The organism is Sulfitobacter indolifex (assembly GCF_022788655.1).
Classification (GTDB): Bacteria; Pseudomonadota; Alphaproteobacteria; order Rhodobacterales; family Rhodobacteraceae; genus Sulfitobacter; species Sulfitobacter indolifex.
The window spans coordinates 1085768-1101419 of sequence record NZ_CP084951.1 but is presented as its reverse complement, the minus strand read 5'-3'; the positions used below and the strand labels follow the sequence as shown (position 1 = coordinate 1101419).

Genomic DNA, 15652 nt, shown 5'->3' with positions numbered 1-15652 from the left:
TCTACTCAGGCCATGCCGCCGTCGATCAACCCGCGTGCGATGCGGGCATAGGCGTCGGCCATGGCGCCGTCGCCTGCGGCAATCGGTGTGCCATTGTCGCCCGCAAGACGGGTCTCCAGATCAATCGGCAGGCTGCCCAGCAGCGGCACACCCATCTTATCGGCCTCTGCCGCCACGCCCCCATGGCCGAATATCTCATGCTGCGATCCGCAATCAGGGCAGACGAACATCGACATATTCTCGATCAGACCCAGCACGGGGGTTTTTAAGGTGGCGAACATATCCAGCGCCTTGCGTGCATCGATCAGCGCCACATCTTGCGGTGTGCTGACGACAATAGCGCCGGACAATTCGGATTTGGTGCAAAGCGTCAACTGCACATCCCCCGTGCCCGGCGGCAGATCAACGAGCAGCACATCAAGCTCGCCCCACTCTACCTGCCCCAGCATCTGCTGCAACGCGCCCATCAGCATTGGGCCACGCCAGACCACGGCCTTGCCCTCTTCTAACATAAAGCCAATCGACATCATCGTGACGCCATGCGCTTGAAGGGGGATGATCGTCTTGCCGTCCGGGCTGGCGGGGCGTTTGTTGATCCCCATCATGCGCGGCTGGCTGGGACCATAGATATCAGCGTCCAACAGCCCGACCTTGCGACCTGCGCGCGCCAGCGCCACGGCGAGGTTAGAGCTGACCGTGGATTTACCCACCCCACCCTTGCCTGAGCCAATTGCCAGGATGCGCTTTACACCACTGGGCTTCATCGGCCCCTCTTGCGGCTTTGGGTGGCCGCCGACTTTAAGACTGGGCGCCTTGGGCGCAGGGCCATGGGCGGTAAGGGCCACGGAAACATCGCCAACCCCCGGTAGATCGCGGACCACCTGCTCAGCTGCGTCTCGCAGCGGTGCCATCTGGCGGGCCACATCAGCGTTGGGTGCCTCAATCACGAATCGCACCTTTTCGCCGTCAATCACCAATGCGCGAACCAGATCATGGGACAACAGGCTTTTTCCGTCGGGCAGCTGCACCCGCTCCAGCGCCGCTTCGACTTCTGCTTTGGTCACAGACATGCGCAAATTCTCCTCTATTAGGCCTCCTGAAATGGCAGGTTCTGCGCCAAGCGCAAGGGGACGGCCCGTTTCGCACAAGGATCAGGCGCAACGCCTAAGGATTGCGCAAGGATCCCATGTTTTTGCTGCATAGCAGCATTGCAAAAACAAATATTGTGCACTTGCAGCAATTAGCGCTAACTTGAGTTCATAGGCAGGGCAATGCCCAGCCTTCGGAAAGACCAGACACATTCATCCTCCTCCCGAATGTGTCTGATTTTGACAAGACCCAGAGCATCCATCCTCCTCCCGGATGTATCTGAGTTCGGAAAGACCAGACGTATCCATCCTCCTCCCGGATGTGTCTGCAATTGGCGGCGACATCTACCTCCTCCCAGATGTCGCCGCTCCTTTCCCTCCCCACCCCAAAATGACAGTTTTATGACGGTGCGTCACTTCGTAGCGCGACTAAATCCCTTGCTCATCAATCACTTACAGCTTTCTTCACCTATGCGATTTCTGCATAGCGGCATTGCCTTTATGCCCGTTGTGCAAATGCAGAAAGAGCGTAAATAGCAGGCAACGAGATAATCCACAGATGAAAAAAGAGGCGCCGAAATGGCTTACATGAACACAACCACCGCAAACACAACTTCCGTCTTCGCCCGCGTTGGCGGAACACTCGAAGCACTTGCCACCCGCTACAAACAGCACCGTCTGTACCGTGAAACTTTTGACGGTCTGAGCGCGTTGAGCAACCGCGAACTGGCTGACCTTGGTCTGAGCCGTTCCGAACTGCGCCGCGTCGCATGGGAATCCTCCCGCGGCTAAGCCGATATTGAGATCGGACGTCAGAACCCCTCCCTGTTCTGCCGTCTGAAAGCCGGGGTGCGCGTCACTTTCCTCCTCCCTGATGAGGCGGACCCCGCAAGGAGACCCGAAGCCGACCCTCCCTCGACGCTTCGGGCCGACATAGAAACGGCGGCACCTTCCTCCCAAGGTGCCGTCGTTTTTGTTTGTCTGGGTCCGCGTTTAAGCAGATAAATGTGTGTAAGCGTCTGCTATCTATATTCAGATTGATGCAAAGCGCGCTCCGCACAAATGCGGAACGCATCAGGCTTTAGAATGGCACGTCTTGCCCACCGGTCAAAAACCGCGAGACGACCTTCTTGGTCCCGGCCTTCTCAAAAGCGACTTCCATTTTATCGCCTTCGATGCCGATCACTTCGCCGTAGCCGAATTTATCGTGAAAAACGCGTTCACCCATCTCAAAAGCGGCGACCGCCTGCATGTCGATCGTGACATTGCGGCTTTCTCGGGGCTGACTGGTGCCCCGCGCCCCACTGCGCGATTGCAATCGTTTCCACCCCGGCGAGTTATAGACATTCGCATTGGCCGCGCGGTCATGCAGCTCAGACTGCGGCATCGCCGCGCCAAAGCCCCCACCGTAAAGTCCTGGGGGGGTTAACACCTCAACATGCTCCTCGGGCAGCTCATCGATAAACCGCGATGGCATCGCATTCTGCCACTGTCCAAAGACGCGGCGGTTCGCGGCAAAAGAGATCGTGCAGATTTGCTCGGCCCGGGTAATTCCCACATAAGCAAGCCGCCGTTCCTCCTCGAGCCCCTTGATCCCACTTTCGTCCATCGACCGCTGCGAGGGGAAAAGCCCATCTTCCCAGCCTGGCAAAAACACCATTGGAAATTCAAGCCCTTTGGCCGCGTGAAGGGTCATGATCGACACCTTCTCGCCGTCGCCTTCCTGCTCGTTGTCCATGATCAAGCTGACGTGTTCGAGGAAACCCTGCAAATTCTCGAACCCCTCTAATGCCTTCACCAGTTCCTTGAGATTCTCCAACCGTCCCGGCGCTTCGGGCGTTTTGTCGTTTTGCCACATGCCAGTATAGCCGCTTTCGTCGAGAATCATTTCGGCCAGTTCGACATGAGAAACTTCGGGTGGCCCGTAATCGACCCGCAGCGGCACCGCGCCATCATCAAGCACGCTGTCATCTTCGCTGATCTCGATCCGAGGGCCATGCAACATCGATGACCAGCGGTCAATTCCTTCGACCAGCAGCCGCAACTGGGCCCCTCCTTTGCCACCGATCCCGTCATGCGCCAAAAGGATTCGCGCCCCTTCGACAAGGTTCACCCCATGATCGCGCGCGGTGCGCTGGATTTTTTGCTGGGCCTTGTCGCCAAGACCACGCTTCGGTGTGTTTACGATGCGCTCAAACGCCAAATCATCGTCAGGGCTGGTGACGACGCGGAAATAGGCCATGGCATCGCGAATTTCCAACCGCTCATAGAATCGCGGGCCGCCGATCACCTTATAAGGCAGCCCAATGGTTAAAAAACGATCTTCAAACGCCCGCATCTGATGGCTCGCCCGGACCAGTATCGCCATATCGTCGAGTGAGAATGGATCGAGCCCCCGCGTGCCGCGCTGTGCAGATTCGATCTCATCCCCGATCCAGCGCGCCTCTTCCTCGCCATCCCAATGGCCGATAAGGCGGACCTTTTCGCCCTCAGTCTCTTCGGTCCATAGCGTCTTACCCAAGCGCCCTTCATTTCCGGCGATCACGCCCGAGGCAGCCGCCAAAATATGCGGGGTCGAGCGGTAATTCTGCTCCAACTTGACCACATGTGCACCGGGGAAATCCGTTTCGAACCGGAGGATATTGCCCACTTCGGCCCCGCGCCAACCGTAAATCGACTGGTCGTCATCGCCGACGCAGCAAATGTTCTTATGCCCCTGCGCCAAAAGCCGCAACCACAGGTATTGGGCGACGTTGGTATCTTGATATTCGTCCACCAGAATGTACTTAAACCAGCGCTGATACTGCGCCAGAACATCCGGATGCGCCTGAAAAATCGTTACCATATGCAGCAGCAGATCGCCAAAGTCGGTCGCGTTCAACTCAATCAAACGGCGTTGATATTGCGCGTAAATCTCGGGTCCACGGTGGTTATAAGCCCCAGCATCCGCCGTTGGCACCTTGTCGGGCGTCAGCGCCCTATTCTTCCAGCCATCAATAAGCCCTGCCAACATCCGCGCCGGCCAGCGTTTGTCATCTATCCCCTCAGCCGCCACCAATTGTTTCAGCAGTCGCAACTGATCATCTGTGTCTAGAATGGTAAAATTACTCTTAAGCCCCACCAATTCCGCATGGCGCCGGAGCAGTTTGACGCAGATCGCATGGAAAGTGCCAAGCCATGGCATCCCCTCCACCTGCTGGCCCAGCATCTGACCCACACGGTTTTTCATCTCCCGCGCGGCTTTGTTGGTGAAAGTGACCGCCAAAACCTCATTCGGCCGCGCCCGCCCGGTGTTGAGCAGATGCACGATTCGCGCCGTAAGTGCCCGCGTCTTGCCGGTGCCTGCCCCTGCAAGCATCAGCACCGGTCCGTCCATCGTCTCAACCGCGGCACGCTGGGCGGGGTTCAACCCCTCCAGATAAGGCTGCGGGCGCGCGGCCATGGCGCGGGCGGACAATGATGCGCCTTCAAAGGCATCCATTTCGTCAAAATCACTCATGACCGTAATCTAGCGCGTCCGCGATACGAGATAAAGAGACGTTCCGCAAATGTTCTCACAAAGGATTTACGACCGGTTAATTTCCGCCGTGAAATATCGCTGTAGCGCGTAAAGACTGGCGAATTTGAAGAGTGCTGCAAATCTTTACCCGTTGCTAATGCTTTGGCCCCAATGTGGCAGAACAACGACAAACAAGAGGAGCCGCTCATGTTCAGGAATGATGATACTTCGGTACTACGCCGAGAGATTGACCGGTTCAAATTGCCAATGTTCATTGCGGAATTGAACAACGACAGTGGGCATTTCGAACTTCTCGCGCTTAATACCGCCCATGAGGCCCACAGTGGCATGGTAATGGAGGAGGTGATAAACCGCCCCCTTCATACCTTCATGAACGAAGATGAGGCCGAAGCCGTCAATGAACGCTATGCGCGCTGTGTCTCAAACGCAGGCCAAATCCGGTTCCGCGAAATGCTGCATATGCCGCGCGGTCCGCTTATCTGGGACACCACGCTGCATCATGTGCAGTCGCATCGTGGCCTTGATCGGGTGGTGGGCAGCGCAATTGTCGTTGAACGGGTGCAACGCGATAACCGCGACACCCTAGCATTCGAAGATGTTCGCTATTTTGCGGCGACTTCGTCGTTCAAGCTTGAACAGATTTCGACTGTGCTGGACGCCGCGGAAAAAGGGCTGATTGATCCTTCAAAACTCACAGGTTCTGCTGGGATGCTTGCAGGTCTTTGCCGCGCCATCGACAGCACCATGCAAGAGCTACGCTCGATCGCGCAGGAGCGATTGGAGGCAGAGGCAAGTCCGACAGTGCATTTGATCGACTTAGACAGTGCAGATGCGCATGAGGGAGATGAAATCGAAGCTGCTATCGCAGCGTTGGTGGACATGGCGGACAACCTGCCGACTGCGCCGGGCGACAAACAAAGTGACACCCCTCCGCCCGCTCGGTCGGCTTTGCGCCAGTGACCTTGGCGTAGATGAATTGTGCAATATAGGCCTGAGGTTATCAGTCCAGGATCGGCTCCGCAGGCGGCCCGCTGCGCAAACAAAAACACTGCAAATCTGATTGCGTTTTCACTATCTGGACAATCTGCAGTCCTTTGGCGCAAATGCGGCCATGGACTTACATGCAACCTATCCCGCCCTCTCAGACCTCCGCAGCCGCGCGCAGTCGCGCCTACCTAAGTTTGTGTGGGAATACCTCGATTCCGCGACAGGGACCGAGGCGACCAAACACCGCAACCGTGCGGCTTTGGATCGTGTTGGCCTTATGCCGTCGGTATTGCATGGTGAATTCAGCCCCGATCTCGGCGTTGAGCTTATGGGGCAAAAATTGCCCCTGCCCTTCGGCATGTCGCCCTTGGGTATGTCCGGTCTGATATGGCCGGATGCCGAAGCCCACCTTGCCCGCGCCGCGGATCGCGCTGGCATTCCCTTTGGTCTTTCAACTGTCGCTGCCGCCAGCCCCGAAGACGTAGCACCACATTTAGGCAAACACGGCTGGTTCCAACTTTACCCTCCGCGCGACCCTGAGATCCGCACAGACATGCTGGCCCGTGCCAAGGCTGCGGGTTTCACCACGCTTGTTCTTACAGTCGATGTTCCGGTCGCGTCGCGCCGCGAGCGGCAAACTCGCTCCGGCTTGACCAGCCCACCCAAACTTACACCACGCTTGATGGCACAGGTTGCGATGCGGCCCGCATGGGCGATGGGCATGGCACGCCGTGGCCTGCCGCATATGAAAATGCTCGATAAATATACCGAAGGCACGGCCACCGCGAACTTACCGCCGACGGCCCATGTAGGCTATCTGCTGCGCACCGCGCCGGATTGGGATTATCTACATTGGCTGCGAGACCATTGGGATGGGCCACTGGTGATCAAAGGCGTTCTGCGCCCCGAAGATGCGACTGCATTAGAACAAGCCGGAGCAGATGCAATCTGGGTTTCTAATCATGCGGGCCGACAGTTCGACGCCGCGCCTGCCAGTGCCGAAGCTCTGCCCGCGATCCGCGCCGCCACTAAACTGCCCGTGATTTTCGACAGCGGCGTAGAAACGGGCCTTGATATTCTACGTGCCTTTGCACTTGGCGCGGATTTTGTCATGTTGGGCCGGGCCTTTCATATCGCGCTCGCAGCACTTGGGCCGCGTGGAGTGGATCACCTTATTGATCTGCTCGCCCGCGACCTCACCGCGAATATGGGCCAGTTGGGCGCACACAACTTACGCGAGTTGCCGACCCCCTTTGATCTCTCGCCGCTTTAACGGCAATCCTTGCAGAAATGTGACAAAGACTGCCACAGCCCTCTTGCGCTGCACCGCAGCATCCCTAAGCTGCCTTTAAATCCAGCAGGGGAGACCAACGAGTGACCGATTTCAAAAAGATCCTGATCGCCAACCGCGGAGAGATTGCGATCCGCATCATGCGCGCCGCCAATGAGATGGGCAAGAAAACGGTCGCGGTTTACGCTGAGGAAGACAAGCTTGGCCTGCACCGGTTTAAAGCCGACGAAGCCTACCGCATTGGCGAAGGACTGGGCCCCGTCGCGGCCTACCTCAGCATCGACGAGATGATCCGGGTCGCCAAGGCTGCGGGCGCTGATGCGATCCATCCCGGCTATGGCCTGCTGTCGGAAAACCCTGAATTTGTCGACGCTTGCGTGAACAATGGCATCACTTTTATCGGTCCCCGCGCTGAAACGATGCGCGCTCTGGGGGACAAAGCCTCGGCCCGTCGCGTGGCGATGGACGCGGGCGTGCCGGTCATTCCCGCCACCGAAGTGCTGGGCGACGACATGGATGCGATCCGCGCGGAGGCGGCTGAGGTTGGTTACCCCCTGATGCTCAAAGCGTCATGGGGCGGTGGCGGCCGTGGCATGCGTCCGATTATGTCCGAAAAGGAACTGGCCGAAAAAGTCCGCGAGGGCCGCCGCGAAGCTGAAGCTGCTTTCGGCAATGGCGAGGGATATCTGGAGAAAATGATCCTCCGCGCCCGCCACGTCGAAGTGCAAATCTTGGGCGACAAACAGGGCGACATCTACCACCTCTATGAGCGCGACTGCTCTGTCCAGCGCCGCAACCAAAAAGTAGTTGAACGTGCCCCGGCCCCCTACCTCACCGAAGAACAACGTGCCGAAATCTGCGAGTTGGGCCGCAAAATTTGCGCCCATGTGAACTATGAATGCGCGGGCACCGTCGAATTCCTGATGGATATGGACGACGGCCAATTCTACTTTATCGAAGTGAACCCCCGCGTGCAGGTCGAACATACCGTCACCGAAGAGGTCACCGGCATCGACATCGTGCGCGCGCAGATCCTTATCGCCGAGGGCAAATCGCTCGCCGAGGCCACGGGCAAGACGCGGCAGGAGGACATCACCCTCACCGGGCACGCGCTGCAAACCCGCGTGACCACCGAAGACCCGCAGAACAATTTCATCCCCGACTATGGCCGCATCACCGCCTACCGTTCGGCCACCGGCATGGGAATCCGTCTTGATGGTGGCACGGCATACGCGGGCGGCGTCATCACGCGCTACTACGACAGCCTGCTGACCAAGGTCACGGCCAAAGCCCCAACGCCCGAAATGGCGATCGCCCGGATGGATAGAGCCTTACGCGAGTTCCGCGTGCGCGGGGTGTCGACCAACATCGCCTTTGTGGAAAATCTGCTGAAACACCCGACGTTTCTCAACAACGAATACACCACCAAATTCATCGACGAGACGCCCGAGCTTTTCAACTTCAAGCAGCGTCGCGACCGTGCCACCAAGGTGCTGACCTATATCGCCGATATCACCGTCAACGGCCATCCTGAGACCAAGGGCCACGCCCTGCCAGCCGCCCATGTCCGCGATCCCAAGCCGCCTGCACTGCGCGGCGAGCCGCAGATGGGCACGCGTAACCTATTGGAACAAAAGGGCCCTCAGGCCGTGGCCGATTGGATGGGCCAGCAACGTCAGCTTCTTATCACCGACACCACCATGCGTGATGCACATCAGTCACTGCTGGCCACGCGCATGCGTAGCATTGATATGATCAAGGTGGCCCCGGCTTATGCCGCCAATCTGCCGCAACTTTTCTCGGTCGAATGCTGGGGCGGGGCGACTTTCGATGTGGCCTACCGTTTCTTGCAGGAATGCCCTTGGCAGCGTCTGCGCGATCTGCGCGCGGCCTTGCCCAACGTGATGACGCAAATGCTGCTGCGCGCCTCCAACGGGGTGGGCTATACGAACTACCCTGACAATGTGGTGCAAAAGTTCGTGGCGACAGCCGCCAATACCGGTGTCGACGTGTTCCGCGTTTTCGACAGTCTCAACTGGGTTGAAAACATGCGCGTGGCGATGGATGCGGTGGTCGAAGCGGGCAAGGTTTGCGAAGGTACGATCTGCTACACCGGTGACATTTTTGACCCTGATCGTGCGAAATACGACCTTCAGTATTACGTGAATATGGGCAAAGACCTGAAAGCCGCTGGCGCGCATGTGCTTGGGCTAAAGGACATGGCCGGCCTGCTGAAACCTGCCCAAGCCCGGGTTTTGATCAAGGCGCTGAAATCTGAGGTCGGCCTACCGATCCATTTCCACACCCATGACACCGCCGGCAGTGCCACGGCCACGATCCTTGCGGCATCCGAGGCAGGGGTCGACGCTGTTGATTGCGCGATGGACGCGCTCTCGGGCAACACCTCTCAAGCGACGCTCGGCACCGTGATCTCAGCCTTGCAACACACCGACCGGGAAACCGGAATTGACATCAAGGCCGTGCGCGAAATCTCTGATTACTGGGAAGAAGTGCGTGGCCACTACGCCGCCTTCGAAACCGGGATGCAGGCCCCTTCGTCCGAAGTCTATCTGCACGAAATGCCCGGCGGTCAGTTCACCAATCTCAAAGCGCAGGCAGCCTCCATGGGGCTGGAGGACCGCTGGCCCGAGGTGGCGCGCACCTATGCGGATGTGAACCAGATGTTCGGCGATATCGTCAAAGTGACGCCTTCATCAAAGGTCGTCGGAGATATGGCTTTGATGATGGTATCCCAAGGGCTAACACGCGCGCAGGTCGAAGATCCGAACGTCGATGTGTCCTTCCCTGACAGTGTGATTGACATGATGCGCGGCAATCTCGGCCAGCCGCCAAACGGGTTTCCGGCAGGGATCGTTAAAAAGGTTCTTAAGGGCGAAGCACCTAATACCGAGCGCCCCGGCAAACACTTGGATCCGGTCGATTTTGAAGCTGTACGCAAAGACCTGTCCGAGCAGCTCGACGGGATGCAGATCGACGACGAAGACCTGTGCGGCTACCTCATGTATCCCAAGGTTTTCCTCGACTACATGGGCCGCCATCGCATCTATGGCCCGGTCCGCACCCTGCCCACGCATACCTTCTTTTACGGGATGGAGCCGGGCGCCGAGATCTCGGCCGAGATTGACCCCGGCAAGACCTTGGAGATCCGTCTTCAGGCCGAATCCGAGGCCGGTGAAGACGGCGAAGTGAAGGTGTTTTTTGAGCTGAACGGCCAGCCGCGGGTGATCCGCATGGCGAACCGACTGGTGAAAGATGCCACCGTGCAGCGCCCCAAAGCTGAGGCCGGAAACGCCAATCACATCGGTGCACCGATGCCGGGGGTTGTGGCCTCTGTAGGGGTCAAAGAAGGGCAGAAAATCAAAGCGGGCGACTTGCTCTTGACCATTGAGGCGATGAAAATGGAAACCGGCCTACATGCGGAACGGGATGCCACGGTAAAGGCCGTGCATGTGCAAGCAGGCGGTCAGATCGACGCCAAAGACCTGCTTGTCGAACTGGAATAATTTCGCGCCGGGTTCGTTTAGACGCGCCCGGCGACCGCCCTGTCGACCGGCAAACCCGCCCCAATGGCAACTGCGAGCTCTGATGAGCCAAACCGTCCGCGTCGCCGCGCCGCATTGCCATTGCTTCCGTCTTGGCTATCGTGACAGCTGAGTGAGCCTGAGCGACGTCATGCCCTACGAATGGACAACCCCACCCCGCGCTGATCCGCAAAAGATGCGCCTTTGGCCGCATCAATCTCTGCCCGCGCGCGGCTTTGCTGCCTTTATGTTGGCGACCTTTACACTCGCGATGATTCCGCTGATTGCGATGCTCGGCACCGCATTGCTTTGGGGGTTGCTGCCATTTGTAGTGCTGGCTTTGGGGGCGGTCTATTGGGCCTTGCGGCACAATCACCGTGCCCGCCAGATCGAAGAGACGTTAACCCTCGACGCCTCGACGGTACGGTTGGTCCATACCACTGCCGAAGGCGCGGTGAAGGACTGGACCTGCAACCGATATTGGACCCGCGTGAAGAAATACGACAGCGACGGCCCGGTGCCGCACTACGTCACCCTACGCGGAGGGGGCCGCGAGGTGGAGATCGGCGCATTCCTAAGCGAGGAAGAGCGTATCGCCCTTTTTGAAGACCTATCGCGCCACCTGCAAACCTAAAAAGGGGCCGGGCCCACTGGCCCAACCCCTCAATCTGGCCGCGTATTGAATAGTTTAGCTCAGGCGATCTTTAATGACGGGCCCAACAGCGCCAAAATCCATTTGACCGGTGTAGCGTTCTTTCAGCAGCCCCATGACCTTGCCCATATCGCGGATCGAGGTTGCGCCAATCTCTTTGATGGCGTCATCCACTGCAGCGGCGGTCTCTGGCACAGTCAGTTGCCGTGGCAGAAATTCTTCGATCACCTCGACTTCTTCGCGCTCACGCTCAGCAAGGTCGAGCCGCCCACCCTCTTCATAGGCGCGCGCCGATTCTTGGCGTTGCTTGGCCATCTTGCTTAAGATGCTCAGCACTTCGGCATCGGACACGCCGTCGTCCTTGCCGGTTGCCCGGGCGGCAATGTCCTTATCCTTGATCGCCGCATTGATCAGCCGCAGCGTCGAAAGCCGGTCCGCCGCCTTGTCTTTCATAGCCTGTTTCAAAGCATCTGAGATGCGCATCCGCAATGACATGGTGGTTTCCTGTGTTTCGCTTAATCCAAGGGGCGCAGCTTACCTGCTCTCTTCGCGCGGAGCAATGGGGGGCGACGATGGGTAAGTCGCTGATGTAAAAGGATATCTCATTTCCCTCTGCCTATTGACCCCGCGTACGCGCGGGATTAGGTTGCCACCCGTTTACCCGCCCCCCTTCTGCCCGGAGACTGCCCCATGTCCGCGCCTGCTCGCCCCCGCCCAACCGCCTGCCTTGCCCTCGCGGATGGATCGATTTTCTACGGTATGGGGTTTGGCGCTACTGGCCAAACCGTGGCGGAGTTGTGCTTCAACACCGCGATGACCGGTTACCAAGAAATCATGACCGACCCCTCCTATGCGGGCCAGATCGTGACCTTTACCTTCCCGCATATCGGCAATGTTGGCACCAACCCCGAAGATGACGAGACCGGCGATCCGGTCGCTGCAGGTATGGTCGTCAAATGGATGCCAACCACGCCCAGCAGCTGGCGCAATGTGCAGCCGCTGTCGGATTGGCTGGCCGCACGCGGCCGCATCGCCATCGGCGGCATCGACACCCGTCGCCTGACTCGCGCGATCCGCCAGCAAGGCGCGCCGCACGCCGCCCTTGCGCATGACCCCGACGGCAACTTCGACATCGAAGCGCTGGTCGCCTCGGCCCGCGAATTCGCAGGTCTGGAAGGCATGGACTTGGCCAAAGATGTTACCTGTGCTCAGACCTACCGCTGGAACGAGATGCGGTGGGCATGGCCCGATGGCTACGCGCCGCAGACCGAAGCCAAGCACAAGGTGGTCGCCGTAGACTATGGCGCCAAGCGCAATATCCTGCGCTGCCTTGCCTCTGCTGGCTGCGACGTGACCGTGCTGCCCGCGACTGCCACCTACGACGATATCATGGCCCACGAGCCCGACGGTGTTTTCCTCTCCAACGGTCCGGGCGATCCGGCGGCGACCGGCGTCTATGCTGTGCCGATGATCCGCGACGTGCTCGACAAAACCGATCTGCCGGTCTTTGGCATTTGTCTTGGCCACCAGATGCTGGCGCTGGCCCTTGGCGCCACCACCGTCAAGATGAGCCACGGGCACCATGGCGCGAACCACCCCGTAAAGGACAACGACACCGGCAAGGTTGAGATCACCTCAATGAACCACGGCTTCGCGGTCGACGGCCAGTCCCTGCCCGAAGGCGTGCGCGAGACGCATGTGTCGCTGTTTGACGGGTCGAACTGCGGTATCCGCGTCGATGGCCGCCCGGTTTGGTCGGTGCAGCACCACCCCGAAGCCAGCCCCGGCCCGCAGGACAGCTACTACCTGTTTGAGCGTTTCAGCGAAGCTATGGCCGCGCGAAGTGCTTAAAATTCACTACATGTATTGATTGCATAGGCGACTGTTAACTCTCGATTAACGGTCGCCTGCCAGTCTCACCCCGGAACCTTAGCGAGGCCCGGGATGAGCAACCTTCGCCTGAAACTTTCGGCACCACGCATTGCCGCCGCCCCCGCCCACCGGATGCGGTTGGGCCAGCATTTGGTTGCCGCAGGGATCATTGGACCAGATGATCTGCTCCATGGTCTGGCCCTGCAACGCCGCATTGACGCCCCTTTGGGTGAGATCCTTGCAGCCGAAGGGCTGGTGTCGCCCGATGACGTCGTAAAAGCTCTGGCCCGGCAATATGGTGTACAGCCTGTCGATCTAACCCGCAGCCCGTCCGACCCGCGTCTGTCTCGGCAAATCCCCGTCGCCCTTTGCTTACAATTCGGCGCGGTTCCTTGGCTGGAACTGGGCGACCGACTGTTGGTGGCCACCGGACGACCCGGCGATTTCGCGCAGTTTTGCACGGCCCTGGGTGAAAGAGGAGAAGCCTTGATACTGGTCATTGCCGACCCGCAACAAGTGTTAACCCAGATTGGCCGTCTCTACGTCACAGAGCTTGCGCATCAGGCCGCGACCCGCGTGCCCGCGGCCGAAAGCTGCCGGAACTGGGGTGCGCAGCAGGGAAAACGACGGTATTCAACGATTGGTCTATTGGGGACCATTGTTGCTCTGCTGGTTCTTTTCCCTTCAGCAGTGTTGTCCTTAATGTTGATTTGGGCGACCCTTACACTGTTGATGACCAGCGGCCTAAAGGGGGCGGCGCTTTGGGCATCTCTGGCATTTGCGCGCTCGTCGCCAATCCCTTCAAAGCCCGAAGACCTAGCTGGATTTCGCCTGCCCCGCGTCTCTATACTTGTGCCCTTGCTGCACGAAAAAGAGATCGCGCAGGAGTTGATCGCAAGGCTTTCCCGCCTGACCTATCCAAAATCGCTTTTAGAGGTGGTTCTGGTGCTTGAAGAAAGCGATCATATTACACGCCGTACGATCGCACGCACCCAGCTGCCCGGTTGGATCAACGTGATCGAAGTGCCCAACGCAGGCGCGTTGAAAACCAAGCCCCGCGCCTTGAATTACGCGTTGGACTTTTGCCGGGGCAACATCATCGGCGTGTGGGATGCTGAGGACGCGCCCGAGCCGGACCAGATCGAACAAGTTGTCACCCGCTTTCAGAATGCACCTGAAAACGTCGCATGTTTACAGGGAGTTCTGGACTTCTATAACAGCCGCAGCAATTGGATGGCCCGCTGCTTTGCCATCGAATATGCCACGTGGTGGCGGGTGATCCTTCCCGGTATCGCTCGGCTGGGGCTGGTCGTGCCACTGGGCGGAACAACCCTGTTCTTTCGCCGCGATATTCTCCAAAACCTCGGCGCGTGGGATGCGCATAATGTGACCGAAGATGCCGATCTGGGCCTACGGCTGGCGCGCCATGGCTATGTGACGGAACTTTTACCCACCACCACCTACGAGGAAGCCAACTGCCGTCCGTGGCTATGGGTGCGACAACGGTCACGTTGGCTTAAGGGATATCTCGTCACATGGTCTGTCCACATGCGCAGACCGCGGGCGCTGCTAAAAGATTTAGGATTGCTGCGTTTTTTAGGCGTTCAGGCAATATTCCTTGCCACATTTTCGCAATTCGCTCTCGCCCCGCTGCTCTGGTCGCTCTGGCTTAGTTTCTTTGGGCTGTATCACCCCGTCACAGATTGGCTGGGACCGCCGATGATGACAGCGATTTTTACGCTCTTCATTCTGTCGGAACTGCTGAACCTCGGTGTTTCTTGTCTTGCCGTGTCAAAACGCGGGCATCGGCACCTGCTGCCATGGGTCATCACACTGCCGCTTTATTTTGCGTTGGGGGCCGTCGCCGCCGCGAAAGCGCTCTATGAGCTCCACCGCAGGCCACATTTTTGGGACAAAACCGCCCATGGACAAACCCTGCCCCACACTGATGCGCGCGCGAAAACGCCGCCTAAAACTCTTCCTCGCGCCGGGCCGCTTCCTGCTTCAGCCGGGTCATAAACGCGACAGAGATATGGGTGCGCAGCGCCTCGTCGGCACCGTCCTCGTCACGGGCTTCGATCATTTGCACGATCCGGTCATGTTCCGCCTGAGCAATCTCGCCGCGCCCCTCCACCGCCAGCGAAGATGTCGCCATCAGCGCCATCGAGCGATGCACAAGGTCAAGCTGCTGAACTAAATAGCGATTGTGTGAGGCCAGATGGATCTGCTTATGAAACCGCTTATTCGCCCGTGCCAGCGCATTCGGATTGCCCGCCAACGCATTGTCGGCATCCACCATTTCACGCAATACGCGCACCTCTTCCGCAGTGGCATGGCGGGCCGCAAGCCGCGCGGCCAACCCTTCCAACTCGCCGCGGACCACATAAAGCTCGGCCATCTGGTTGTGATCCAGCGAGGCAACGATCAGGCTGCGCCCATCGCGCACCAACAAAGATTGCGTCTCAAGCCGTTGTAATGCCTCGCGAATCGGCGTGCGTGAGACGCCGAAACGCTCGGCCAGCTCGCTCTCCACCAATCGATCACCGGGGCGATAGGTGCCGATGTCGATGGCCTCGAGTATCATCGAATAGGCGTCGGTCGGGCCGGTTTTGGCGTCGGGCATACGTCTCAGTCCTTGAAAGTTGCGCCACCTTACCCACCGCGACCATATGCGCAACCCGGGAGGGCTTGCACGGCTGC

At 58.8% G+C, this 15652-nt stretch carries 11 protein-coding genes; 7 read left to right on the top strand and 4 right to left on the bottom strand.

The annotated features are described in order from the left end of the window. Positions 1-5: 5 nt before the first annotated feature. Positions 6-1070: an Mrp/NBP35 family ATP-binding protein gene (locus DSM14862_RS05375; RefSeq protein ID WP_007119410.1), complete on the bottom strand. Its 1065-nt coding sequence runs from the start codon at positions 1068-1070 to the stop codon at positions 6-8. A gap of 597 nt (positions 1071-1667) precedes the next feature. Between DSM14862_RS05375 and DSM14862_RS05370 the strand changes: the two genes are divergently transcribed. Continuing rightward, positions 1668-1880 carry a DUF1127 domain-containing protein gene (locus DSM14862_RS05370; protein WP_007119409.1) on the top strand — a complete coding sequence of 71 codons (213 nt, stop codon included), beginning with the start codon at positions 1668-1670 and terminating at the stop codon, positions 1878-1880. A 289-nt stretch (positions 1881-2169) separates the two neighbouring features. Here DSM14862_RS05370 and DSM14862_RS05365 read toward each other — a convergent pair whose 3' ends face one another. Further along, on the bottom strand, positions 2170-4587 hold the full coding sequence (locus DSM14862_RS05365) for an ATP-dependent helicase (RefSeq protein ID WP_007119408.1): 2418 nt from the start codon (positions 4585-4587) through the stop codon (positions 2170-2172). A gap of 207 nt (positions 4588-4794) precedes the next feature. On the opposite strand from DSM14862_RS05365, the gene DSM14862_RS05360 reads away from it, so the two are divergent. The 4 genes from DSM14862_RS05360 to DSM14862_RS05345 all read left to right on the top strand — a co-directional run bounded on the left by DSM14862_RS05360 (position 4795) and on the right by DSM14862_RS05345 (position 11062). Continuing rightward, positions 4795-5568, top strand: a complete 774-nt coding sequence (locus DSM14862_RS05360; protein WP_131541673.1) for a hypothetical protein — start codon at positions 4795-4797, stop codon at positions 5566-5568. Positions 5569-5719: 151 nt separating this feature from the next. Continuing rightward, complete coding sequence (locus DSM14862_RS05355) at positions 5720-6868, top strand: alpha-hydroxy acid oxidase (RefSeq protein ID WP_040701093.1); 1149 nt, start codon at positions 5720-5722, stop codon at positions 6866-6868. 101 nt (positions 6869-6969) lie between these two features. After that, on the top strand, positions 6970-10410 hold the full coding sequence (locus DSM14862_RS05350) for a pyruvate carboxylase (RefSeq protein ID WP_007119405.1): 3441 nt from the start codon (positions 6970-6972) through the stop codon (positions 10408-10410). A gap of 169 nt (positions 10411-10579) precedes the next feature. Next, positions 10580-11062: a DUF2244 domain-containing protein gene (locus tag DSM14862_RS05345; RefSeq protein ID WP_007119404.1), complete on the top strand. Its 483-nt coding sequence runs from the start codon at positions 10580-10582 to the stop codon at positions 11060-11062. A 54-nt stretch (positions 11063-11116) separates the two neighbouring features. Here DSM14862_RS05345 and DSM14862_RS05340 read toward each other — a convergent pair whose 3' ends face one another. Next, the gene (locus tag DSM14862_RS05340; RefSeq protein WP_007119403.1) at positions 11117-11575 is read right to left on the bottom strand and encodes a GatB/YqeY domain-containing protein; all 459 of its coding nucleotides are present in this window, start codon (positions 11573-11575) and stop codon (positions 11117-11119) included. A gap of 195 nt (positions 11576-11770) precedes the next feature. Here DSM14862_RS05340 and carA point away from each other — a divergent pair, with 195 nt between their 5' ends. Together carA and DSM14862_RS05330 are read left to right on the top strand one after the other, a co-directional pair. After that, complete coding sequence (gene carA, locus DSM14862_RS05335; RefSeq protein ID WP_040700990.1) at positions 11771-12931, top strand: glutamine-hydrolyzing carbamoyl-phosphate synthase small subunit; 1161 nt, start codon at positions 11771-11773, stop codon at positions 12929-12931. Positions 12932-13024: 93 nt separating this feature from the next. Next, on the top strand, positions 13025-14971 hold the full coding sequence (locus DSM14862_RS05330) for a glycosyltransferase (protein ID WP_007119401.1): 1947 nt from the start codon (positions 13025-13027) through the stop codon (positions 14969-14971). Here the strand turns inward: DSM14862_RS05330 and DSM14862_RS05325 are convergent. Beyond that, positions 14922-15575, bottom strand: a complete 654-nt coding sequence (locus tag DSM14862_RS05325; RefSeq protein WP_007119400.1) for a GntR family transcriptional regulator — start codon at positions 15573-15575, stop codon at positions 14922-14924. The two genes, DSM14862_RS05330 and DSM14862_RS05325, sit on opposite strands and share 50 nt — an antisense overlap. Positions 15576-15652 lie beyond the last annotated feature (77 nt).

What these genes read in the sequence shown, in the direction of transcription:
- DSM14862_RS05325 (WP_007119400.1), bottom strand. Translation starts at nt 15,575, where the DNA reads ATGCCCGACGCCAAAACCGGCCCGACCGACGCCTATTCGATGATACTC.
- DSM14862_RS05355 (WP_040701093.1), top strand. Translation starts at nt 5,720, where the DNA reads ATGGACTTACATGCAACCTATCCCGCCCTCTCAGACCTCCGCAGCCGC.
- DSM14862_RS05370 (WP_007119409.1), top strand. Translation starts at nt 1,668, where the DNA reads ATGGCTTACATGAACACAACCACCGCAAACACAACTTCCGTCTTCGCC.
- DSM14862_RS05345 (WP_007119404.1), top strand. Translation starts at nt 10,580, where the DNA reads ATGCCCTACGAATGGACAACCCCACCCCGCGCTGATCCGCAAAAGATG.
- DSM14862_RS05330 (WP_007119401.1), top strand. Translation starts at nt 13,025, where the DNA reads ATGAGCAACCTTCGCCTGAAACTTTCGGCACCACGCATTGCCGCCGCC.
- DSM14862_RS05375 (WP_007119410.1), bottom strand. Translation starts at nt 1,070, where the DNA reads ATGTCTGTGACCAAAGCAGAAGTCGAAGCGGCGCTGGAGCGGGTGCAG.
- DSM14862_RS05340 (WP_007119403.1), bottom strand. Translation starts at nt 11,575, where the DNA reads ATGTCATTGCGGATGCGCATCTCAGATGCTTTGAAACAGGCTATGAAA.
- DSM14862_RS05360 (WP_131541673.1), top strand. Translation starts at nt 4,795, where the DNA reads ATGTTCAGGAATGATGATACTTCGGTACTACGCCGAGAGATTGACCGG.
- DSM14862_RS05365 (WP_007119408.1), bottom strand. Translation starts at nt 4,587, where the DNA reads ATGAGTGATTTTGACGAAATGGATGCCTTTGAAGGCGCATCATTGTCC.
- carA (WP_040700990.1), top strand. Translation starts at nt 11,771, where the DNA reads ATGTCCGCGCCTGCTCGCCCCCGCCCAACCGCCTGCCTTGCCCTCGCG.